General features: G+C 63.2%; 21 protein-coding genes and 1 pseudogene. 7 read left to right on the top strand and 15 right to left on the bottom strand.

The features are described from left to right. The 13 genes and pseudogenes from BRAS3843_RS34175 to BRAS3843_RS34115 all read right to left on the bottom strand — a co-directional run. Positions 1 to 446 (bottom strand): annotated as a pseudogene (locus BRAS3843_RS34175) (hypothetical protein); the annotation flags it as partial. Next, the gene (locus BRAS3843_RS34170; protein ID WP_008973805.1) at positions 443 to 1,576 is read right to left on the bottom strand and encodes a glycosyltransferase; all 1,134 of its coding nucleotides are present in this window, start codon (positions 1,574 to 1,576) and stop codon (positions 443 to 445) included. The pseudogene BRAS3843_RS34175 and the gene BRAS3843_RS34170, both read right to left, overlap by 4 nt. Further along, entirely contained in the window at positions 1,573 to 2,706 is a 1,134-nt protein-coding gene (locus BRAS3843_RS34165) for a glycosyltransferase family 4 protein (RefSeq protein WP_008973804.1), read from the bottom strand. The genes BRAS3843_RS34170 and BRAS3843_RS34165 overlap by 4 nt, the downstream gene beginning before the upstream one ends. After that, positions 2,703 to 3,989, bottom strand: coding sequence for a TIGR04295 family B12-binding domain-containing radical SAM protein (locus tag BRAS3843_RS34160; protein WP_008973803.1), 1,287 nt, complete (start codon positions 3,987 to 3,989; stop codon positions 2,703 to 2,705). The genes BRAS3843_RS34165 and BRAS3843_RS34160 overlap by 4 nt, the downstream gene beginning before the upstream one ends. Beyond that, positions 3,986 to 5,056: an SDR family NAD(P)-dependent oxidoreductase gene (locus tag BRAS3843_RS34155; protein ID WP_008973802.1), complete on the bottom strand. Its 1,071-nt coding sequence runs from the start codon at positions 5,054 to 5,056 to the stop codon at positions 3,986 to 3,988. The genes BRAS3843_RS34160 and BRAS3843_RS34155 overlap by 4 nt, the downstream gene beginning before the upstream one ends. Further along, positions 5,053 to 6,165, bottom strand: coding sequence for an NAD-dependent epimerase/dehydratase family protein (locus tag BRAS3843_RS34150; protein WP_008973801.1), 1,113 nt, complete (start codon positions 6,163 to 6,165; stop codon positions 5,053 to 5,055). Before BRAS3843_RS34150 ends, BRAS3843_RS34155 begins: the two co-directional genes overlap by 4 nt. A 234-nt stretch (positions 6,166 to 6,399) precedes the next feature. Beyond that, the gene (locus BRAS3843_RS34145; protein ID WP_035983717.1) at positions 6,400 to 7,608 is read right to left on the bottom strand and encodes a phosphopentomutase; all 1,209 of its coding nucleotides are present in this window, start codon (positions 7,606 to 7,608) and stop codon (positions 6,400 to 6,402) included. After that, positions 7,596 to 8,537, bottom strand: a complete 942-nt coding sequence (locus BRAS3843_RS34140) for a glycosyl hydrolase (protein WP_008973798.1) — start codon at positions 8,535 to 8,537, stop codon at positions 7,596 to 7,598. The genes BRAS3843_RS34145 and BRAS3843_RS34140 overlap by 13 nt, the downstream gene beginning before the upstream one ends. Next, positions 8,534 to 9,301: a TIGR04290 family methyltransferase gene (locus BRAS3843_RS34135; protein WP_008973797.1), complete on the bottom strand. Its 768-nt coding sequence runs from the start codon at positions 9,299 to 9,301 to the stop codon at positions 8,534 to 8,536. The genes BRAS3843_RS34140 and BRAS3843_RS34135 overlap by 4 nt, the downstream gene beginning before the upstream one ends. Further along, positions 9,298 to 10,107 carry a nucleotidyltransferase family protein gene (locus BRAS3843_RS34130; protein ID WP_008973796.1) on the bottom strand — a complete coding sequence of 270 codons (810 nt, stop codon included), beginning with the start codon at positions 10,105 to 10,107 and terminating at the stop codon, positions 9,298 to 9,300. The genes BRAS3843_RS34135 and BRAS3843_RS34130 overlap by 4 nt, the downstream gene beginning before the upstream one ends. A gap of 2 nt (positions 10,108 to 10,109) precedes the next feature. Then, entirely contained in the window at positions 10,110 to 11,213 is a 1,104-nt protein-coding gene (locus BRAS3843_RS34125) for a glycosyltransferase (RefSeq protein WP_008973795.1), read from the bottom strand. Next, on the bottom strand, positions 11,210 to 11,806 hold the full coding sequence (locus BRAS3843_RS34120; RefSeq protein ID WP_008973794.1) for a histidine phosphatase family protein: 597 nt from the start codon (positions 11,804 to 11,806) through the stop codon (positions 11,210 to 11,212). The genes BRAS3843_RS34125 and BRAS3843_RS34120 overlap by 4 nt, the downstream gene beginning before the upstream one ends. A gap of 9 nt (positions 11,807 to 11,815) precedes the next feature. Continuing rightward, complete coding sequence (locus tag BRAS3843_RS34115; protein WP_008973793.1) at positions 11,816 to 12,910, bottom strand: inositol-3-phosphate synthase; 1,095 nt, start codon at positions 12,908 to 12,910, stop codon at positions 11,816 to 11,818. 316 nt (positions 12,911 to 13,226) lie between these two features. On the opposite strand from BRAS3843_RS34115, the gene BRAS3843_RS34110 reads away from it, so the two are divergent. Beyond that, positions 13,227 to 14,198, top strand: a complete 972-nt coding sequence (locus BRAS3843_RS34110) for a hypothetical protein (protein ID WP_008973792.1) — start codon at positions 13,227 to 13,229, stop codon at positions 14,196 to 14,198. Between the two features lie 7 nt (positions 14,199 to 14,205). Here the strand turns inward: BRAS3843_RS34110 and BRAS3843_RS34105 are convergent, their stop codons facing one another. Further along, positions 14,206 to 14,982 (bottom strand): Crp/Fnr family transcriptional regulator, encoded by a 777-nt coding sequence (locus BRAS3843_RS34105; RefSeq protein ID WP_008973791.1) that lies wholly within the window; start codon positions 14,980 to 14,982, stop codon positions 14,206 to 14,208. Positions 14,983 to 15,181: 199 nt separating this feature from the next. On the opposite strand from BRAS3843_RS34105, the gene BRAS3843_RS34100 reads away from it, so the two are divergent. Together BRAS3843_RS34100 and BRAS3843_RS34095 are read left to right on the top strand one after the other, a co-directional pair. After that, positions 15,182 to 15,385: a hypothetical protein gene (locus BRAS3843_RS34100; RefSeq protein WP_035983716.1), complete on the top strand. Its 204-nt coding sequence runs from the start codon at positions 15,182 to 15,184 to the stop codon at positions 15,383 to 15,385. Positions 15,386 to 15,573: 188 nt separating this feature from the next. Beyond that, entirely contained in the window at positions 15,574 to 16,437 is an 864-nt protein-coding gene (locus BRAS3843_RS34095; RefSeq protein WP_347379599.1) for a Crp/Fnr family transcriptional regulator, read from the top strand. A 28-nt stretch (positions 16,438 to 16,465) separates the two neighbouring features. Here BRAS3843_RS34095 and BRAS3843_RS34090 read toward each other — a convergent pair whose 3' ends face one another. Then, positions 16,466 to 17,773, bottom strand: coding sequence for an MFS transporter (locus BRAS3843_RS34090; protein ID WP_008973788.1), 1,308 nt, complete (start codon positions 17,771 to 17,773; stop codon positions 16,466 to 16,468). A gap of 160 nt (positions 17,774 to 17,933) precedes the next feature. Between BRAS3843_RS34090 and cyoA the strand changes: the two genes are divergently transcribed. The 4 genes from cyoA to cyoD are packed head-to-tail and all read left to right on the top strand — an operon-like array spanning position 17,934 to position 22,134. Beyond that, entirely contained in the window at positions 17,934 to 19,109 is a 1,176-nt protein-coding gene (cyoA, locus tag BRAS3843_RS34085; RefSeq protein WP_008973787.1) for a ubiquinol oxidase subunit II, read from the top strand. A 9-nt stretch (positions 19,110 to 19,118) separates the two neighbouring features. Next, positions 19,119 to 21,125: a cytochrome o ubiquinol oxidase subunit I gene (gene cyoB, locus BRAS3843_RS34080; protein ID WP_008973786.1), complete on the top strand. Its 2,007-nt coding sequence runs from the start codon at positions 19,119 to 19,121 to the stop codon at positions 21,123 to 21,125. Beyond that, positions 21,122 to 21,751 carry a cytochrome o ubiquinol oxidase subunit III gene (cyoC, locus tag BRAS3843_RS34075; protein ID WP_008973785.1) on the top strand — a complete coding sequence of 210 codons (630 nt, stop codon included), beginning with the start codon at positions 21,122 to 21,124 and terminating at the stop codon, positions 21,749 to 21,751. Before cyoB ends, cyoC begins: the two co-directional genes overlap by 4 nt. Continuing rightward, entirely contained in the window at positions 21,748 to 22,134 is a 387-nt protein-coding gene (gene cyoD / locus BRAS3843_RS34070) for a cytochrome o ubiquinol oxidase subunit IV (protein ID WP_008973784.1), read from the top strand. Before cyoC ends, cyoD begins: the two co-directional genes overlap by 4 nt. The last annotated feature ends 25 nt before the right edge of the window (positions 22,135 to 22,159 follow it).

Here is a 22,159-nt window from a genome sequence, read left to right as displayed (position 1 = left end):
TCACCGCCGCCATAGGTCAGCACCAGGTCATAGTGCGGAATGGCGCGGCGCAGATGGTGGTCCGGACGGGCGGCAATCGCATCCAGCGTAGCCGGGGCATCGACATCCCAATACAGGCGCAGGGCTTTCGACGGAATGCCGATGACGGCAGCCTCGAGCTCGGCATCGAACACGCCCACACCGCTCGCCTTGACCAGGAGATCGGCGGAGCGCGCAGCCTCATCGAGCGCGGCCTGCCAGCCCTCGGCCGTGGCCGGATAGACGCGCACGCGTGCCCAGGGCGGATCGGCGATGTCGCGATGCGCCTGCCGCTCGAACGCATCGGGCTCATAGAAGGTGATATCGTATCCGAGCCTCGCGATCTCCTTCAGCAGGCCGCGGTAGTAGGTCGCGGCGCCGTTCCAATAGGAAGAGACCAGACTTGAGCCGAAGAAACAGAGCTTCATGAAACGGCTTCCTCATTCAGGGCAGGTGCCGACGGCTGGAAGCGCTGGCCACGGAGAGTATCGACGATATCGAGCAGTTCGCGCACCCGATGCCGGCAGCTGTACCGCTCCCGGATCAGGCGCAAGCCTTCAGCGGCCATCTCCCGGGCGAGCTCGCGATCCTCGATCAGGCGGCGAAGGCAGGCTTGCATTTGCGCGGCGCTATCGGCGCGCAAATAGGAGCCGGCAGTAAACAGCTGTTCGCAATCGTCCCAGGGCGCGGATACGATCGGAACGCCGCAGGCCATCGCTTCGAACATGCGGATGGTAGGGATGCCGGGCAGCGTGCGCGCATAAGGCCCGCGTGGCACGTGCACTGTCACATGCGCGCCGGCAAAGGCTTCGGGCGCGCGATGCGCTGGCAGCCAGCCGTCATAGTCGATGCCGGCCGCCTGGATTGCATCCAGCGCGTCCTGCGGGTAACGCACGCCGTAGATCTTCCCGTGCAGCTTCAGCGCGGCAACCGGCGCGATCAGATATTCGCGCAATTCGGCGCTGCGCTCGTCGTCGCCCCAATTGCCGATCCACACCACGTCGTACCGTTTCTCGATCTGTGGCAACGGTCGATAGAGCGCGGTATCGGCGCCTTCGTGCCAAGTGAAGGCGCGGTCGGCCCAGCCGAGACGCAGATACATCTGGCGCAGCACCTCGCCGAAGGCGAGCACGCCGTCGAAGCCGTCGAGATCAAACCGCGCCATCTCGTCCGGCTTGCTGACGGCGCGGTGATGCGTGTCGTGGAAGAGCAGGGCAAAACTCCCGCCGCGGCGACGGCGCGCGCCGATCTGCGCGATCAGCTCGGGCGGATTCCATTCGTGAACCAGCACCAGATCCGCACCCTCAAGCGCGTGATCGAGGTCGATGGATTGATCATACGACCGGATTTCAACTTGCGGGAACAGGGCAGGGACCTGGTGCAGCGCGTCCTCGCCGCCTTCGGCGAGCGCATTGAGGCGGCTCCAGCCGTCGGCGGGTTCGTGGACGACAACCTGGTGGCCCAATTCGGTAAGCTCGCGTGCCACACCGCGCAGGAAATGCGCATTGCCATTGTTCCAGCAGGACGTGAACGCGTGGTAGAACAGGACGCATTTCATGCGACGGCTCCCATGCTCCGCGGGCCGCACGCCGCAGCGCCTCTCAATGCTGAATAGAGCTGCTGATAGCCATCCACCATTCGGGTGAGCGAATAGGTCTTGGCGCGCGTCAGCGCCGCGCTCTGGAGATCCAGACGCAGCGTCTCGTCTTGGATCAGCGGATCGAATGCGGCGCCCAACTGATCGGAGTCGCCGGGCGGAACGAACAGCGCAGCGTGATCCCAGAGTTCGCGGAAGCTCGGGATATCGGACAACACCAGCGCGCATCTGGCCGATGCAGCTTCCAGCACCGCGAGCCCGAACGGCTCGTAGAGCGCAGGACTTGCGAAGATCGCGGCGCGTCGCATCAGCCGGTGGAGATCGGCCTGCGGCAGGTCGCCAAGGAACTGAATGCTGCCCGCCTCATGCTGCCCGGCTTCGCCAGCCACTAGGATCGGCCAGCGCACCTCGTCCCCAGGCTGATTGTCTGCTGCCTCGTTGTTTGCTGTCTCGACGAGCGTCGACAAGCCTTTTGCCTTGTCCCACATCCGGCCGGCCGCAAGGATCACGTTGTGCTTCGGCTCCGGCTGCAATGCTGCGGCGATGCCGTTCCATATGACGGCGCCAGCACGGCTCGGATGGTAGATTTCGTCGACAGCAGCGCGATGGGCCGCGCTGGGGCAAACCCATGCGGTCGCCGCGTCAAGGCCGGCGGCCACCAGCTCGCTGTAGCGGCGCCATCGCGGCTCACGGAGCCATTCGCTGTCGTTGCAGGCACGGCCCCAGGAATTGACGCAGGAATGCGCGGCGACAATGACAGGGGCGATCCAGCCGAAGGTCGCCTCACGATAGCTGTTGAGATGGATGACGTGGGGCCGCAGCTGCGTCTCCAGTTCGCGCAATTTGCGCCGCGCCCGTCCGATGTCCTCTGCTTCGGGATCCTGCCACTCGAGTGCGAGATCCGTCTCGATGACGTCGACCTTGTCATGAACCATGCTGCGCTGGTCAGGGCGGGGCGCAGGGCCCATGGTAACGAGCGTGACATCGGCGCCGCGATCGGCCAGTGCTGCCGACAGCGCCGTCGCGTAGGTCCAGACACCGCCGACCGCGTCCGTGGTCATCATGATTCGAAGGCCGAGCGAGCGGGTCACGACGCCTCCTGCAATTCCAGTGCGCTCAGCGGGACCGGGCGCGCCTCCTGCACGTCACTGAAACGATCGAACAACGCGAGATAATGCGTGTGTGCGCGCTCCCAGGCGAGATCATCGGGCTCGCCCCAGAGCTTCCGGTAATCCGGCGATCCCGGATAGGGATAAAGCGGCACGGGATCGTTGGCCCAGACCCCGGCGTCGAGCATGCGCTGGCGCCAGCGCTGCACGACCGGATCGTCGTCCTGCGGCATTTCGATCAGATTGGCCTGCACGAAGGGGACGTGCTTGCGGGCCTCGACGAGCCGATCCGCGAGCTGATCGGTGTCCATCTTGCAGTTCTTCTCGAGCGCAGCCCGGCCTTCGACGGTCAGGCTCTCGATGCCGGCCTCGATCGACACGCAACCGGCGCGCCCGAGCAGCTCGAGCATGTCGGGCTTCCATAGATCGATGCGGGTCTGCACCCCGAATTTGAGCCCGCGAGCTACCAGGCCTTGCAGGAGCTCCTTGTTCGGCAGAAAGATCTCGTCGATGAAATAGATATATTCCGCGTTCTGCCGAGAAAGATGATCGACCTCATCGAGCACCGCAGCGGCAGGCCGCCTGCGATAGGCATTGCGGAAATTGTCCTTGGCGCAGAACGTGCAGTGATAGGGGCAGCCGCGCGATGCTTCCACCTCGGCGCCGGGCCTGATCGGCTCTGCGTCAAAACGGTGGTGATGATGATGGTGACGGCGCACCATCTCGTCAGGCCAGACCAGCGCGGGCTGGTCGATGAATTTGGCGGCCTGCGGCCCGCCATTCACACGAATTTCGCCGTTCTCCCGGAACGCCAGGCCGGGGAAGTCGCGTTCGCCATCGGCGAGCCGCAGCAGGGCCTGCTCGCATTCGCCCATGACCACGATGTCGACGTCGAGCTTCCTCAGCACCGACCGCGGCGTCGTGGAGCCATGCGGCCCTACGGCGACGAGGGTGGGAGCCAAATCGCTGATGGCGCGGGTCAATTGTTGCGGCACGCGCAACTCGGGCGGCGCGCAACGCCAGAACAAATAGGTCGGCGCCGTCGTGATCACGATGAGATCCGGGCGAAAGGCCCGCAGCTCCGCTTCGATGTCGCGCAGCGACAGGGCAAACATATGCGCGTCAAGCAGCAGTGTCGCGTGTCCGGCTTCACGCAGGTTATGCTCGGCAATGCCGAGCTCGAGCGGCAGATGCGGCGAACGGCAACCGAAATAGATGCTGCCGTTGAAATTCCAGGGCGGATTGATCAGCGCGACGCGGGTCATGCCAGCGCCTCCTGCCCCCCTGCCACGCGCCCGAAGCGGCCTTCCAGCCAGCCTTGCAGGTGTTGCAATCCGTCCGCGAGAGGCGTGGCAGGCGTCCAGCCGATGGCGGCGCCGAGCGAGCTGATATCGCTCACATACCAGGGCTGATCGCCGGGCCGCCATTCCGCAAAGTTGAACGCAGGCCGCTTGCCGCTGATCTGTTGGATCATCGCGATGAGTTCAATCAGGCTGATCGAATTGGAGAGACCTCCGCCGAGGTTGAAGATGCGTCCGCTGACGCGTTCGATATTGTCGAGCACGCCGATCCAGGCGTCGGCAGCATCGGCAACGTAAAGCGCGTCCCGCACCTGCAGGCCGTCGCCATAGATCGTCAGCTTTTCGCCGCGAAGCGCCGAGAGCAAAAAATGCGCGATCCAGCCCTGGTCCTCGTTGCCGAATTGCCGCGGCCCATAAATGCAGCTCATGCGCAGCACGGCCGTATTCAGGCCGAAGATCCGAGCGTAGTCGCGGACATATTGGTCGGCGGTGCCTTTCGAACAGCCGTAGGGACTGTAGAGATCGAGCGGGGTGTCTTCAGCGATGCCATGCGCGAGGCTTGCATCGCGCGGAACATGGCGCGTGCCGTCGCGACGGATCTGTGAATTGTCGATCAGCCGGCCATAGACCTTGTTGGTCGATGCGAACACCACCGGCACGGCCGGATTGTGCAGCCGGACCGCTTCGAGCACATTCAGGGTGCCGCGCGCGTTGATCTCGAAATCATCAATTGGAGTTTGGAGGCTGCTGGTTACGGCAACCTGGGCTGCCAGATGCAGCACGGCCCCGGCCTCGCGAACCACATCGATCACGGTGATGGGGTCACGCACGTCTCCAACCACGACGCTGATCCGGTCGGCATGTCGCGACTTGAGCCATTGCGCATTCTCGCGAACACCGGCGCGGACGAGATTGTCGAGCACGACAACCTTGTCGCCACGCGAAGCGAGCCGGTCGGCGAGATTGCAGCCGATGAATCCGCAGCCGCCCGTGATCAGAACAGATTTTTTGCCAGCAGCACTCAGTGTCATGCAACCAATCCTCGCCGCAGCAATTCTTCGGTGGCCTGTTCGGCCTGGTCGTCCGGGATCTGGCCGGCCAGATAGCGCGCGAGCTCGTCGAGCCCGTCTTCAAAGCGAACGCGCGGCTCGAAGCCAAGCAAGGTTCGGCTCTTGTCCAGGTCTGCAAAGCAGTGGCGGATATCGCCCGCGCGATATTTTCCGGTGATAGTTGGCGCGATATCGCCGCGGCCCATGACGCAAGCGAGATCGCGCGCGACTGACACGATACTCCGGCTCGTGCCCGAGCCGATGTTGAAGGCTTCGTTGGCGTGAGACGTCTCCAGCGCAAGACGGCAGGCGCGCGCGACATCGTGAACGTGCACGAAGTCGCGCCGCTGCAGTCCGTCCTCGAACACGAGCGGGGATCGGCTGTTCAAGAGACGGGCCGCGAAGATCGCGAGCACGCCGGTGTAAGGGTTCGACAGCGCCTGGTGCGGTCCGAATACGTTGAAGAAGCGCAGCGCGACCGTCGGGATGTTATAAGCCTTGCCGGTGATCAGGCACATGCGCTCCTGAGCATATTTGTTCAGCGCGTAGATTGAGCTGAGCGTCGGCTGCTTGGCCTCCGGCGTTGGAACGGGCTGCAAGGCCTCGCCGCGGAAATCATAGAGCTCCCAATCGGCGCGTTTGAGCTGATTGAGACTGCGCTCCTCCGGCGCGACGTCAGCGCCAGCGGTGGTGCGGCACAGGCCTTCGCCATAGATGCTCATCGAGGACGCAACGACCAGACGTTGGACCGGATGCTTGGCCAGCGCCTGCAGCAGAACGGCCGTGCCGAGCTCGTTGGTGCGGACGTAGTCGTCGATGTGGTACATGCTCTGGCCGACGCCGACCACTGCGGCGAGGTGCAGAACCATATCGGCTCCGCGCAATGCGCGTTCGACAGTGAGGGGATCAGCGACATCTCCGACAATGAGTTCGGCGTCCTGGCTCAGGTAGCCGGGCCGGTTGCGTTCGGGCCCATGAACCTGCGGCGCGAGATTATCGAGGATCCGAACATCATATCCCGCGCCGAGCAGCTCATTGGCGGCGTGAGAGCCGATGAACCCAGCTCCTCCGGTAATCAGGACTCGTGCCATTCGCCGGCTCTCCTCTCCCAGGTTGAAATGATCTCGGATCGATCAACGACACTGGGGTGTCGCGATCCGGAGGCGGACTCGCCGCACGCTTGAAATGCATGTGCGTCGGTCACTCCCGGAGAGAAGCGGCGGAAGGAATGTTGGTTCCTGAATGGGCCTACAAACAAATATTTCCTAGTTGGAATTACTAACTTAGGTGAAATCTCGAATAGGTGAGCAATTTGAACAAACAGCTTAGAATGGCATCCCGTGATGCATGGCCGGCAGCTGGAGATGCCGCGCGACGGTTGCGGCGATATCGGCGTAGCCGTTGCGTCGGCCGATGGGGGTGGTCACGGCGCAGCCGAGTGCCAGGACAGGAACTTGCTCACGCGTGTGATCGCTGCCAGGCCAGGTTGGATCGCAGCCATGATCCGCGGTGATGATGAGGAGGTCGTCAGTCGTGAGACGGCTGATGAGGGCCGGCAGTCGCGCGTCGAATGCTTCCAGCGCCGCGGCATAGCCCGCGATATCGCGGCGATGTCCGTAGACGCTGTCGAAGTCGATAAAGTTGGCGAACAACAGGCCGCCGTCGTCAAGTTCGTTCCAGCCCTCGATCGTGCGATCGAACAGTTCGGCGTTGCCGTCGCCTTTTTTGTTCAGACCGGTGCCGCGATGCGCGAAGATGTCGCCGATCTTGCCGATCGTGATGATGTCGCGGCCTTGAGCCGAGGCGATATCGAGGAGGGTTGGTTCCGGCGGAGGCACGGCATAGTCGCGGCGATGGGCGGTGCGCCTGAAATTGTCAGGGCCGGTGCCGACGAAGGGGCGGGCGATGACCCGGCCGATGTTCATTCCCTCCAGCAGTTCGCGCGCGATTGCACAGACGTCGTAGATCCGATCGAGTCCAAAAGCCTCTTCATGGGCAGCGATCTGAAACACGCTGTCGGCCGAGGTATAGCAGATCGGCTGTCCGGTCCTCAGATGGAGTTCGCCCAATTCTGCGATGATTTGGGTTCCGGAGGCATGCCGATTGCCGAGAATGCCGGGAAGCTCCGCGTCGCGGCACAGCCGGGCGATCAACTCATTCGGAAAGCACGGAATGGTTTTGGGGAAATAGCCCCACTCGAACGACACCGGCACACCGGCAATCTCCCAATGGCCCGACGGCGTGTCCTTGCCCTTGGATTGCTCGATCGCGCTGCCATAGAGCGCCAGCCTGGCCGATGGTTGTGTCAGCCCCGGCGGGCAGCGTCCGGTGGCGAGACGGCAGGCCTGGCCAAGACCAAGCTCGACAAGATGGGGCAGCGATAGCGGACCGGCGCGGATGTTGCTGTCGGCGTCGCCGCGCGCGCAGGCTTCCGCAATATGACCGATGGTATCGGCGCCTTGATCGCCGTACTGCGCGGCGTCAGGCGCGCCGCCGATGCCGACGGAATCCATGACCAGGATCATGGCGCGCATAGCGGTTCTCTGTGGTTATGGGTTGACGGCCGGCTTGCGGGCGCCGGGCAATAGCGCTGGATCATTGTCGCGCAGAAGTCGGCGAATTCCTGCGGGTCGAGCGGGGGGCTGGTGTGGTGCGGCGCGATGCCGCGATGTTCGGGTGTGAAGCAGAACGTCACGGTGATTTCGAATTCAGCCAGCGCCTCCATCTGGCGGTCGAACCAATCGCGCGCGTTCGGGCGGAAGCTGTCAGCCCAGGACAAGCCGGTCCTCAAGTGCCTGACGCCGAGCCGGCGCATCCAGCGAACGGCGTCATCGAGCCGATGATCCTCGAAGTGAAACCACTGGCACAAGCCCATCGTGGATGCATACTCGGCATAGACGTCGAGCGCCGGTTTCGGCGTTCCGTCCTCGCGCAACAGTCCCATGTGGAAGTGCCGGTAGTAGGACGAACCCTCGGCTTCGCGATGGCGGGTCGTCGCCTCCCATGTCTTCGGCAGGTCGTAGAGGCTGTACCAGTGGATGCGCGGCGCGTGGCCCGCGAGCAGTTCCACGGTTCGCTTCAGGCCCCACGCCTGCACCTCGTCAGCCCCAAAGGAGGAGACGCCGACTTCGGTCACCCATACCGGATGCGGGACCAGCGCCTGGATCTCGGCGAGCTTGTCGGGCCATTCCTGAATCTGCCACAGATTCCAGTCGAGCGGAAAGCCATGAACCGCGACGACATCGACGTGGTCGAGCACGCCCCGGGTTTTCATGTTCTCCATGAAGCGCGGGTCGATCGGCGAGAGACCGCCGAGCACGCGGGGCAGCGTCGGGTGCACCGCGCGAATGGCTTGTCCGGCCACGATCGCCAGCTCGGCGAATTTGTCCCATTCGGGATCGATCAGGATATCCCAGTGCGACTTGTTGTTGGGCTCGTTCCAGATCTTGGCGGCTTCGATCATCGGCCGTTGCCTCGCGATGGATAGACCGGACCTTCGTTTTGTGGCCGGTTGATGCGCCGGCAGAGATAGACTTCCTCTTCGGGATGCGCGGTGATGCGAAATCCAGCGCTCCGGAGCATGGCCTCGACGCAGGCGCGGTTCGGGATCCACCAATTGGTGGGATCCTCGGCGTATTTGTGCTCGACGAAATGAAGGCGGGGATAGCCGGGACTGTCGAACGGTTCGGTGGTCCAGAAGTCGTAATCATCCTCGAGCGGATCGATCCGGCTCTGGCCGCGCTGCATCGACTGGAACAGCAGGAGGTCGCGGGCCACGTGCTCGTGAATCAGATCGAGGGCCAGCAGCGGATGCCGCAGATGATAGAGGACGCCCATGAAGATCACGAGATCGAATGTCTCGTGGAGATCGCCGACGTCATAGGCCGACATCTTGCGAAACTCGATGTTCAATCCTTCCACTTCGGCAGCGAAGCGCGCCTGCGCCAGATACTCGTCCTCGGTATCGAGGCCGAGCACGCGCTTCGCACCGCGCCGCTTCATCTCCATCGCGTAAAAGCCGGCATTGCAGCCGATGTCGAGCACGGTCATGCCGTTGAGGTCGGCCGGGATGACCGATGAAAAGCGCCGCCATTTCACATTGGGATAGTCGCCGAGAAAATGGCGCGGCGCCGTCGGCACGCCCTTCAGATCGAGGTTATGAAACCACGGTCCAAGGGCATCGACCCGCGCGCGGATTTCCTCGGTCGAAAACCTGTCCGCGCTCATGACGCACCTCCGGCCAGTTCGTGAGCCGGTGCATCCTGAAGCTCCGTTGGCGACGCCGCCCACAGCCTGGCGCGTTGCGCGTCCGCATCGCGCGCGGCGAGCAGCGCAATGGCGGTGCGGTAGCCGTTGATGGTGCCGACATCCACGTAGGATTCGCCGGCCTTCACGCCGATGCCGCGGCCGCCGGATGCGAGATAGAAGTTGACCAGCGTGCCGAAATATTCGTCGCGACAGTCGCGCTGCCTCCAAAGCTGGTGCAGATCGCGAAAGCCTTGGGCCGACATTTTGAAGGCACCCCAGATCCAGTTCGAGCGCGCATTGTGCTGCTTGACCTGGATCTCACGGACTGCGGTGCCGTCGAGCACGACGGCGTCGAAGAATTCCGGATGCTCGACCGGAAACAGCAGGAATGACAACGCCGCCGAGGGCAGTGCGCCGAGCGCATCATTGGGAAACCAGACCGTATCCGGAAGGCCAACCAGGACGTCATCGGTGTCGCCAACCACGGTTCCAGCACGAAAGACCGCGTCACACAGTCCCGCGGCCTGCGGCTGGACGACATAAGCGAGCTCGGCATCCTGATAGCGGTCGCCGAAATATTCCAGGATGTCCGATTTGCCCGGAGAAATGACGAAGCAGATCTTCTTGGCGCCGCCGAGGATCAGCCGCTCCAGCAGATATTCGGAGACGGCGCAGGGCCGGTCGACACCGTTATCGCTGCGGCTGCCGACCGGCAGCAGCTCCTTCGAGAACGCCAATGGCTGAATGCGGCTGCCGCGACCGGCCGCGGGAACGACGCCCCACATGATCAGGCCTCCAAGGTTGCGCGCATAGGCGATGGACGCGATCGCGTCTGTGCGAACAGGGCGATGAGCTCCGTTGCACGTTGCGCCGAGCTATGCTGCGCGAGCACCCGGTCGCGCGCGCGCCGCGCGAGGCTGTGCAGTTCGGCGTCGCTCAGATCGATGGCACGGAGCACGTCATCCGTGTCCTCTGCGAGCAGAATCTCCTCGCCCGGGATGAAGAAGTGCTCAAGGCCCTCCCAGCGGTCGCTCAGGATCGGTACGCCGCAGGCCGCGGCCTCGAACAGGCGTCCCGACGGACACCAGCCCATCTCCGCCATCGCCCGCCGCGTCACGTTCAGCGTCAATCGGGAGGACGCATAGAAAGCCGGGTGTTCTGCGGGCGGAAGATGCCTGACGAAATAGATGTTGTTCGACCAGGGAAAGTCCGGCGGATATTGCGCGCCACCGATCAGAAAGCGCAGCTCGGGGCGGCGTCGCGCCGCTTCGACAAACAGGCGTTCGAGCGTGTCCTGACGATCAGCGGCATAGGTTCCGAGATAGGACAACGCGGCGCGATAGTGCGGCTGCGGCTCGCCGGGACGGTGAACATCCGGGTCGACATGGCCGTAGAAGGGGACGACATCGGTCGCGCCGAGCCGCTCGGCGAATTCGCACCGCACCCGGTCCCCGCCGGTGAAGCTCAAGACCAGGTCGAACTCGCCAAGCCCGCGCGGCCCGATGTAGGAAACCGGCTCTCCAGCGCGCAACGCCTGCAGCGTTACCGGTGTATCGAGATCATAAAACACGCGCAATGCGTGGTCCTGATCGAGGACGAGGTCCGTGGCATCGATACCGTCAGGGCAATAGGAGGTGACGATCGCTGCATCGGCGTCGCGCAGCTCGGCGCGCGCGGTCGTTCTGATATCCTGCCACCGCGAGAACAGTTCCAGCCGGCCGCCTGCCAGCTCATGGAGATCGCGCGCACCGGCATAATAGGGAACGTCCCGTTCGAAGAAGGTGACGTGATGTCCGGCGCGGATCAGATGCTTGCAGAGCCCGCGCCACAGCGTGGCGTGGCCGTTGCCCCAGGAGGAGGAGATGGTGAGGCCGAAAATGACGATCTTCACGCCGGCACCTTCTGATTGATTTCCGCGACGCGCAGGCGCTCGCGGTCTCGGATCAACGTGCTGATGCTCGCAGGCGCAACCTCGATCGAGAGGAAATCGTCGAGCGGAACGCCCGCAAAATGCAACAGCGCGGCGCGGATCGGTTCGGCGTGACTGACGATCGCCACGACTTGGCATGGTGTCTCCCGTGCAAGACTCATGAGATGTTGCACCACCCGTGCCTGCAGCGCCTGCATGCTCTCTCCGTTCGGTGGAGCAGTCGAGCCGCGCCGGGCGTTCCAGCGCAGCCAGTGCGGATCGCGATCGAGCTCGACGAACGACGCGGAAGTCCAGTCACCGACGTCGATCTCGTCCATGTCCGAGACGACCTCGACGGGCAGCCGGAACGGCTCGGCGAGAATGTTTGCCGACTGCAATGCGCGAAGCCGCGGGCTCGATTGAATCATGGACGGCTGGGGCGAGAGCCGGCTTGCGCAGGCCGCCATCTGCTGCCGACCGAACTCATCAATCCCGATCCCGGCCATCCGGCCGCACAGCATGCGGCCGAGCAGGGCATGCTCACCGTGACGAATGAGATGAATGATGTCGGCCATCCTCAGGCCTCACGCCTTGTCGTCGATGAAGGCGCGCGTCCGCCGCCGCGCTTCCTCATCGGTGAATTGTTGCGGCGGCGATTTCATGAAATAACTGGAGGGTCCCGTCAGCGCGCCGGCCACGCCGCGGTCCATTGCCAGCTTGGCGCAGCGCACCGCGTCGATGACGACGCCGGCCGAGTTCGGCGAATCCCAGACTTCGAGCTTCAGTTCGGCAGACAGGGGGACGCCGCCGAAAGTTGTTCCCTCCAGCCGGATGTAGGCGAGCTTTCGGTCCGTCAGCCACGGCACATGGTCGCTCGGCCCGACATGGATGTTATCAGCCGCAAGCGGCACATCGAACTGGCTGGTCACGGCCTGCGTCTTCGATATCTTCTTCGAGGTCAGCCGCTCCCGCTCGAGCATGTTCTTGAAGTCGGTATTGCCGCCGACATTGAGCTGATAGGTGCGATCCAGCCGCACCCCACGCTCCCGGAACAGATTGGCAAGCATGCGGTGCACGATGGTGGCGCCGACCTGGCTCTTGATGTCGTCACCTATGATCGGAAGTCCGGCCTGCTCGAAGCGGCTGCGCCAGGCGGGATCGGAGGCGATGAAGACTGGAATGCAGTTGACGAAACCGCAGCCGGCCTCGATGGCGCGCTCGGCATACCATTCGGTGGCTTGCTGCGAGCCGACCGGCAAATAGGACACCAGGATATCGGTCCGCGACTTCGTCAGCACGTCCGCGACGTCGGCTTGGTCCACCGGCGCGATCGGGATTTCATCCTTCAGATACTGCCCGATCCCATCGAGCACGGGGCCGCGCTGGACGATGACGCCGGTCTCGGTAACATTGGCGAAACGGTGCGTGTTGTTCGGCGTGGTGTAGATCGCCTCCGCAATGTCGCGTCCGACCTTGCTGGCGTTCACGTCGAAGGCCGACGAGATCTCGATGTCGCCGATATGATAGCCGCCGATCTCGGCATTCATCAGCCCAGGGACGGGTTCGTTGGATTTTGCATCTCGGTAATAGGTCAATCCTTGGACGAAAGAACTCGCGCAGTTTCCCACGCCGACGATGCCGACGCGAATGCGGCGTCGATCTTGAAGACGTGAATGCATCGCGCGCTGTCCTTTCACCTAAACGTAAGTACGTTCGCGAACGTGGACAGGGATGGGTTTGTTCCTGGCGAAAGGCGGCGCGGGTGCACGGAAGGCGCAGCTTGGCGTGCAAACAAGCAAAACACCTAACATAGTATAACGTATCGCATTGCGTTGATGGAACGACCTAAGAAGTAGAAGAAGATGATGAAGATGGCGGTTCTCATCGCTCTTGCGAACGAACCAAGCTTAGGCGCGTTGAGCGCAACGATTACGCCCCGGTGAGCACGCATAAAGAGGAACTACCGCATGATCAGAAAATCACCTGGCATTTGAGATGGGGATCGCCAACACAATCGAACAGTCGGTCTCAGAAGAGACGAATGCACGCGATTGGGTCGCAGCGATGCGCGCCGGAGACTTTGCGCGGGCCTGGGAGATTTCCGATGCCGATCTCTCAGCGCTACCGAAGGCGGGGGCTGACAAGCACGTCGGGCCGCGCCATCTGCAGCGGATCTGGCGGGGCGAAGAGTTGAGGGGGCGCCGCGTGCTCGTGCGCTGCTATCATGGTCTCGGTGACACCATCCAATTCATTCGCTTCATGGCGCCGCTGCGGCGGATGGCGCGCGAGGTGACCGTCTGGTGCCAGCCCGAGCTGGTCAGCCTCGTCGCGAACGTGCACGGCGTCGATCGGGTCGTCGCCCTTCACGATGGGACGCCGGAGGTGGAGTTCGACACGGATATCGAGATCATGGAAGCGCCGCACGCGCTGCGCGCCAGTATGCGCGAGGCCGCGATGCCGCGCCCTTATCTGAGGCCTAAGACGGACCTCATGACCGAAGATGCCGGATTTGTGCCCAGGCAAGAGCGGCTCGCGGTGGGGCTGGTCTGGGAAGGAGGAGCTTGGGACATCAGGCGCGCGGTACCGCCCGCGCTGCTCAAAGAGATCCAGGCGCCGGACGTCCAGCTCTATTCGCTTCAGCGCGGCGAGGCGGCCACGGCCGCTTCCGATATCGGCGCGATCGACATCAGCACGGCCAACCTGAACGAACTCGGCTGCCGCATGCGACGGCTCGACCTCGTGATCTCAGTGGATACGATGGCAGCGCATCTGGCCGGAGCCTTGGGTGTCGAGGCCTGGGTGATGCTGCATTCGGAGTGCGATTGGCGCTGGCCGGTGATCGGCGAGCGGACCTATTGGTATCCCAGCGTGCGCTTGTTTCATCAGGATGTCGCAGGAGATTGGAGCGGCGTCGTCGGACGAATCCGTGTGGCACTGCAGGACCGGCTGGGCCGCTACCAGCTTTGACGCCGTGTTAGATGCGGATTTCAGCCAAGGATGCGTTGAAATCCTTCGCTTCCTGCAGCGACGGCTTGCGCAGGCCGAGATAGTCCGGCTGAAATCCGGCAAGTCGCACGAGGCCGGACCAGTCGGTGATCTCGATCGTTCGCGAGTTCCACTGCAACAATTTCCGGCGCCGCAATTCCTGAATGGTCCGATTGGCATGGACGGCCGAGATCGCACAAGCTGCGGCGAGGTCGGTCTGCGTGAAGGGCGAGAGAAACCGAAAATCCCGGGCTTGGCCGATGGCTTGCAGTCGGACTGTCAGCTCGCAAAGCAGATGGGCGACGCGCGCCAGCGCATCCCGCGTCGCAAGATTGCAGATCCAGTTCCGCAGACACCAGACATCCGTCAGCATCAGGAGCGACAAGGCGCGGGACAGCCGCGCCGAGGCCTCGCTTAGTTCGCGAAAAAATCGGTGCGGCACAAAGGCGACCACGACTGGCCCGAACGCGGTCAGATCGAATTGGAGCAGCGGGGCGGAGAGGGCCTGAAGATCAGGTATGTCGCCGGGAACGTGCAGCGAGGTGATCTGCTGCTGGCTTTCACAGTCGACGGTCCAGCAAAGATAGCCCTGCAACAGCAGACAGCAGACCGTGGGGCGGTCGCCTTTGCGGGCCACGATGTCACGGGACCCGAAATGGCCGATGGTGGCGGGCATCTTGGCAAGCAGATCGACGTCGTCGGAGGAGAGTTCGACAAGGCTGGCGAGTCGGTCTGCGAATTTGGTGAATGGAAACCCACTTTGCATACTCGGACCTGTTTGATGCGATGTCCCGCCCGACCGAGATGCTAAGGGGTAAGTACGATTCGTCTTTAACCTTTGTTAGATGGCGCACTGCAGCGCGTCCTTTTCACGGTGGGAACTGACTACATCCATGATCCGGAACATCTCTGGAACTTCGCCGGGTTGCTCGAGTTGCACTCGGCTTGAGCCCGAGGAGGTCGGAATGGGTGTCGCTGAGTACGCGATCGTGTCGGTTCGGGACCAATGGGGCGTGCTGCACGACGGCGAGATCAAGGGAGAGTACGCGACGAAAGAAGCCGCCTTTGAAACGGCAGCCGCTGCGGCTTCGCTTGCGATCCGCCAGGGTCATGCGGTTCGTTTGACCGTCCCGGGTCGCGAGGCGGGTGGCTCCGCGCTTGGACATTAGCCAGGACGGCACCGCGCCAGCGCGGCCGACCTGACTTTCCCAATGAGTTTGTTCGCGTTCTTGAAGGGAACTTCCATGACCCGCCATGCCTCCGGTCCGGGGGAGGCTCCCAAGTTTCTTTGAACCTCTTGTCGAACCTTTTCTGCCCTCGGGCGTTATGCGCGTCGAATTGGAACTGTCGCGGCCGAATGTCGGGGCGGCTGAAATATCGAACGGAGCGTTCTCGAACGTTTGCCGATCCGCCTCATCCAATGTCTTCAACAGGTTCACGGCGGGAGGACACTGTGAATCGTCTCACGCGCAAACTCGAGCGCTATGTCAGGCTCGGAGCTGAGGAGAGGGTGCTCCTCGATCAAGTGACAAGATCAGTCGATCGGATCGGCGCCCGTTGCGATATTGTTTGCGAAGGCAACAATTCCGACCATGTGCACGTGATCGTGGAAGGCATGGCCTGCCGTTACAAGATCACATCCGAGGGCCGGCGCCAGGTGGTGGCCTTTCTCCTGCCAGGCGATTTCTGCGATCTTCGTCTGGGGCTTCTGTCCGAAATGGATCATTCGGTCGCGACCCTGTCGGAGTGTCGGGTCGCGCGCATTCCGCGCGAACAGATCGAGCGGATGGCGGCCCGGCCGCTGCTGGCGCGCGCCTTGTGGTCGGCGGCCTTGGCGGATGAAGCCGTGCTGTTCGAATGGCTGGTCAATCTGGGCGCACGTGACGCCCGCAGCAATTTGGCTCACCTGTTCTGCGAACTGTTGATCAGGTTGCGCGCGGCAGGCCTGACGAGTGGGGACTCCTACAAATTGCCGCTGACGCAGCAGGACCTGGCTGATACGGCCGGCCTGTCATCGGTACATGTCAACCGGGTGCTGCAAAGCCTTCGTTCGGACGGGCTGATCAGCTTCGACGGCAAAAGCCTCAGCATCCTCGACGCGGAGCGGCTGTCCGAACTGAGCGGCTTCGATGCAAGCTACCTTCAGCTTGGGCGACACGAACCGCCTGCGCGAAATTTGGATGCGCAAAGCCTCGCGGATCGCCTGACGGCCGCGGAGTAGGCCAGCGAAAGCCATCCGCGGCGTTGCGTCAGCGCTGAATTTTTTCCGGCCCGCTGAGCCACAGCGCAAGCACCGTCCAGATCGCACCCGACAGCAGGTAGGCGCCGGCGGACATCAGCCCGAAATTGGCAGCCAGCAGCAGCGCGGCGAGCGGGGCGAATCCAGCGCCAAACAGCCAGGCGAGGTCGGAGGTCAGCGCCGAGGCGGTGTAGCGATAGGCGCGCGCGAAGTTGGAGGCGATCGCACCCGACGACTGGCCGAACGACAGCCCGAGCAGGATGAAGCCGAGCACCATGTAAATGGACTCACCGATGGTGCCGGCATCGAGCAGCTGCGGGGCAAAGCCCGAGAACACCGCGATGGCAATTGCCGAGCCCATCAGCAGCGGCTTGCGTCCGATCCGGTCGGCGAGCAGGCCGGAGGCAATGATCGCGATCACGCCGACCATGGCGCCGATGGTCTCGATCACGAGGAAGCGCGTCGGGCTCTCGCGCGTGAACAGGAACACCCAGGAGAGCGGAAACACGGTGACCATGTGGAACAGGGCGAAGCTCGCGAGCGGTGCAAACGCGCCGATCACGATGTTGCGACCCTCATGTCGGATGGTGTTGGAGACGCGGGCCGGCTGCAACTCGCGGCTCTCGAACAGCCCGGCATATTCAGGCGTCGCCACCATGCGCAGCCGCGCAAATAGCGCGACCACGTTGATCGCAAAGGCGACGAAGAACGGGTATCGCCAGCCCCAGTCGAAGAAGTCGGCGGCGGACAGATAGCCGGCGAAGAACGCAAACAGCGTGCTGGCGACGATCAGGCCGAGCGGCGCGCCGAGTTGCGGGATCATCGCATACCAGCCGCGCTGGCTTTCCGGCGCGTTCATCGCGAGCAGCGAGGCCATGCCGTCCCAGCTGCCGCCCCAGGCGAGGCCCTGGCCGATGCGCGCCAGCGCCAGGAGCCAGATCGCGGCAGCTCCGATGGTGTGGTAGCTCGGCAGGAAGGCAATCGCGACCGTCGACGTGCCGAGCAGGAACAGCGCGGTGATCAGCTTGGCGTTCTTGCCGTGCCGGCGGTCGATCGCCATGAAGATCACGCTGCCGACCGGCCGGGCGATGAAGGCCAGCGCAAACAGCGCGAAGGAATAAAGAGTCTGGTGCAGATCGTCGGCGAACGGAAACACGAGCCGCGGGAACACGATCACCGAGGCGATGGCGTAGACGAAGAAGTCGAAGAATTCCGATGTGCGTCCGACGATGACGCCGATGGCGATCTCGCCCGGATTGGCCCCGTGGCCATGGGAAGCGCCGGGGATCGCATCAGCCGTTGCCGCCGCCTGTGTCATCACGATTCCTGCCTTGAAGTGGTCCTGCCGGGCCTTGCGCCCAAGCTGTGTTTGGCCGCGCGGCCATCGGCCCGGTATTGGACAAATTGTCCAATGTTGGATGCGCTGCAGCATGGGTACCTCTCGGGCGAAAAAAATCCGTCGCTTGATGGGGTTAAGCGTGCGCTATCTGAAACTATTGGCTTTATTGCCGCTTGGCTTCGCCCTTGGCGGGTGCGACTTCGTCGTTCTCACGCCGGCGGGCGACGTGGCGGCGCAACAGCGTGATCTCGTGGTCATCGCTACCGTCTTGATGCTGCTGATCGTGGTGCCGGTCATGGTTGCGACCGCCCTGATCGCCTGGCGCTACCGGCAGTCGAACACGACAGCCCGTTACACGCCGGATTGGGATCATTCGACCCAGCTTGAGCTTTTGATCTGGGCGGCGCCGCTCCTGATCATCATCTGCCTCGGCGCGGTGACCTGGATGGGCACGCATCTGCTGGATCCCTATCGCACGCTCGGCCGCATTGCCGCCGATCGTCCGACCAACCCGGATCTCAAGCCGTTGGAAGTTGATGTCGTCGCGCTCGACTGGAAGTGGCTGTTCATCTATCCCGAATACGGCGTCGCCAGCGTCAATGAACTCGCAGCGCCGGTCAATCGGCCGCTCGATTTCAAGATCACGGCCTCTTCGGTGATGAACTCGTTCTACATTCCGGCGCTGGCTGGCCAGATCTATGCGATGCCGGGCATGCAGACGCGGCTGCACGCCGTCATCAACGCGCCCGGCAACTATCGCGGATTCTCCGCCAATTACTCCGGCGCCGGCTTCTCGCATATGCACTTCACCTTCCAGGCGCTGGCCGACGGCGATTTCGACCAGTGGATCGCGAAGGCGAAGTCCGCCGGCGCCAGCCGGCTCGGCCGACAGGAATATCTGGCGCTCGAGCGTCCCAGCGAGAACGAGCCCGTCCGCTTCTATACGCCTGTCGATGAGGAGCTGTTCCCGGCGATCCTCAACATGTGCGTCGAGACCGGCAAGATGTGCACCAGTGAGATGATGGCGATCGACGCCAAGGGCGGCATGGGCCTTGCCGGCATCGGCAACACGCTGCCGCTGACCTACGACAAGTTGGCGGCGCGCGGCGCCGTGTTCGGACTCGAGCCCAGCTATGTCGCCGGCGGCGTCTGCCTGCCGGGTGACCAGGTCGGCCGGATGTCGGACGCCTCGACGATCGTTCCCGCGCCGGTCGATGGAACGCCGCTGCGCGGTTACGGCCTGGCGCGTCCCGGCTCCGCGCGGAAGTCCTCGACCTCATTCTTGTTCGGACGCAGCTCCAAATCGGATTCGTGAGATAGCACCATGGTTGATACGCACGATCTCACCAGGCTGATCTTCGGACGGCTCACGCTGGAGTCGCTGCCGCTGCACGAGCCGATCATCGTCGGCACCTTCGCCGTGGTCGCGCTCGGCGGCATCGCGCTGCTTGGCGCCGTCACCTACTTCCGGCTCTGGGCCTATCTGTGGCGCGAATGGTTCACCAGCGTCGATCACAAGCGCATCGGCATCATGTATATGGTGCTCGGCATTGTCATGCTGCTGCGTGGCTTTGCCGATGCGCTGATGATGCGCATGCAGCAGGCGATGGCCTTCAACGGCTCGGAAGGCTTCCTCCCGGCGCATCACTACGACCAAGTCTTCACCGCGCACGGCGTGATCATGATCTTCTTCGTGGCGATGCCGCTGGTCACCGGGCTCATGAACTTTGTGGTGCCGCTGCAGATCGGCGCGCGCGACGTGTCGTTCCCGTTCCTCAACAATTTCAGCTTCTGGATGACGGTGGGCGGCGCGGTGCTGGTGATGGCGTCCCTGTTCATCGGCGAGTTCGCACGCACTGGCTGGCTCGCTTATCCGCCGCTGTCGAATCTCGCCTACAGTCCGGACGTCGGCGTCGACTACTACATATGGGGACTACAGGTCGCAGGCGTCGGTACGACATTATCCGGCATCAACCTGATCTGCACCATCGTGAAGATGCGCGCGCCCGGCATGACCATGATGAGGATGCCGGTGTTCACCTGGACCTCGCTCTGCACCAACGTGCTGATCGTGGCCTCGTTTCCGGTGCTGACTGCGGTGCTCGCGCTGCTGTCGCTCGACCGTTACGTCGGCACCAACTTCTTCACCAATGATTTTGGTGGCGATCCGATGATGTATGTCAACCTCATCTGGATCTGGGGCCATCCGGAGGTCTACATCCTGGTGCTGCCGGCCTTCGGCATCTTCTCCGAAGTCACCTCGACCTTCTCGGGCAAGCGGCTGTTCGGCTACACCTCGATGGTCTACGCCACGGTCGTCATCACCATCCTGTCCTACCTGGTCTGGCTGCACCATTTCTTCACGATGGGATCGGGCGCGAGCGTCAACTCGTTCTTCGGCATCACCACGATGATCATCTCGATCCCGACGGGCGCGAAGATGTTCAACTGGCTGTTCACGATGTATCGCGGCCGCATCCGTTTCGAGCTGCCGATGATGTGGACGGTCGCCTTCATGCTGACCTTCGTGATCGGCGGCATGACCGGCGTGCTTCTGGCGGTGCCGCCGGCCGATTTCGTGCTGCATAACAGCCTGTTTTTGGTCGCGCACTTCCACAACGTGATCATCGGAGGGGTGCTGTTCGGCCTGTTCGCCGGCATCGGCTACTGGTTCCCGAAGGCATTCGGCTTCAAGCTCGACGTGTTCTGGGGCAAGCTGTCGTTCTGGTTCTGGGTGGTTGGCTTCTACCTGGCCTTCATGCCGCTCTACGTGCTCGGCCTGATGGGCGTGACCCGGCGCTTGCGCGTCTTCGACGATCCGTCCTTGCAGATCTGGTTCGTGATTGCCGGCATCGGCGCACTTTTGATTGCCTGCGGCATCGCCTGCTTCCTGATCCAGATCGCGGTCAGCGTGCTCCGCCGCGAGAAGCTCGCCGACGTCACCGGGGACCCGTGGGACGCCCGCACCCTGGAATGGGCGACGTCGTCGCCGCCGCCGGCCTACAACTTCGCCTTCACGCCGGTGGTGCATGACAACGATGCCTGGTGGGACATGAAGCGCCGCGGCTATGCGCGGCCGCTCGCAGGCTTCAAGGCGATCCACATGCCGAGCAACACCGGCACCGGGGTCATCCTCGCCGGGCTTGCGACCGCGATGGCGTTCGGCCTGATCTGGTACATCTGGTGGCTGGCGGGGGTGAGCTTCATCGCGCTGCTCGCGGTCGCGATCCGCCACACCTTCAACTATCACCAGAGTTTCAACATCCCCGCCGACGAGGTCGTGCGCACCGAGCGCGCCCGCACCGAGCTGCTGGCAGGAGCGAAGTCATGACCATTGCCATGGGATCGATGAAGGCCGGCGAGCCGGTCTTCTACGTCGTCGACGAGCACGAGCACGCGGAAGGCCACAGCACCATGCTGGGCTTCTGGATCTACCTGATGAGCGACTGCCTCATCTTCGCGATGCTGTTCGCCGTCTATGGCGTGCTCGGCGGGAAATATGCCGCGGGTCCGGCGCCGAAGGATCTGTTCGACCTGTCGCTGGTCGCGGTCAACACCACGTTCCTGCTGCTGTCATCGCTCACTTACGGCCTGGCGATGCTGGCCATGGGGCAATCCCGCGTCGGGGCGATGATGGCATGGCTTGTCGTGACCGGTTTGTTCGGCCTCGGCTTTCTCGGCATCGAGCTCTCCGAATTCGCCCACATGATCCATGAGGGCGCGACGCCCCAGCGCAGCGCGTTCCTGTCGTCGTTCTTCACGCTGGTCGGGACCCACGGCCTGCACGTCACCTTCGGCCTGATCTGGCTGGTCACGTTGATTGTGCAGGTCCGGCTGCATGGGCTGATCGAGAGCAACCGCCGCCGGCTGTTCTGCCTGAGTATGTTCTGGCACTTCCTCGACGTCATCTGGATCGGCGTCTTCACCGTTGTCTACCTCATGGGAATGCTGCGATGAGCACGGATGTCCACGCCGAAGCCCAGGTTCACGACCACGGCCATGGCACCGCGGGGGACCATAGCCACGGCACGCGTTCCGATCTGTGGATCGGCTTTGCCGCCTCGGTCGTCCTCACGGCGCTGCCGTTCTGGCTGGTGATGAGCGGAACCCTGGATAAGCAGGTGACCGCGCTGGTGATCATGGCGGTGGCGGCTCTGCAGGTCGTGGTCCATATGGTCTACTTCCTGCACATGAACACCCGCTCGGAAGGCGGCTGGAGCATGATGGCTTTGATCTTCACCATCATCGTGGTCGTGATCGCGCTGAGCGGTTCCTTGTGGGTGATGCAGCATCTGACCACCAACATGATGCCGATGCACGAGATGAGCCCAGCGCCGTGACCGAGCCTCCCACGGAGGGGGCCGA

Source organism: Bradyrhizobium sp. STM 3843, assembly GCF_000239815.1.
Taxonomy (GTDB): Bacteria; Pseudomonadota; Alphaproteobacteria; order Rhizobiales; family Xanthobacteraceae; genus Bradyrhizobium.
The sequence above is the reverse complement of the archived record's forward strand: the minus strand, read 5'-3'. Positions and strand labels throughout refer to the sequence as shown.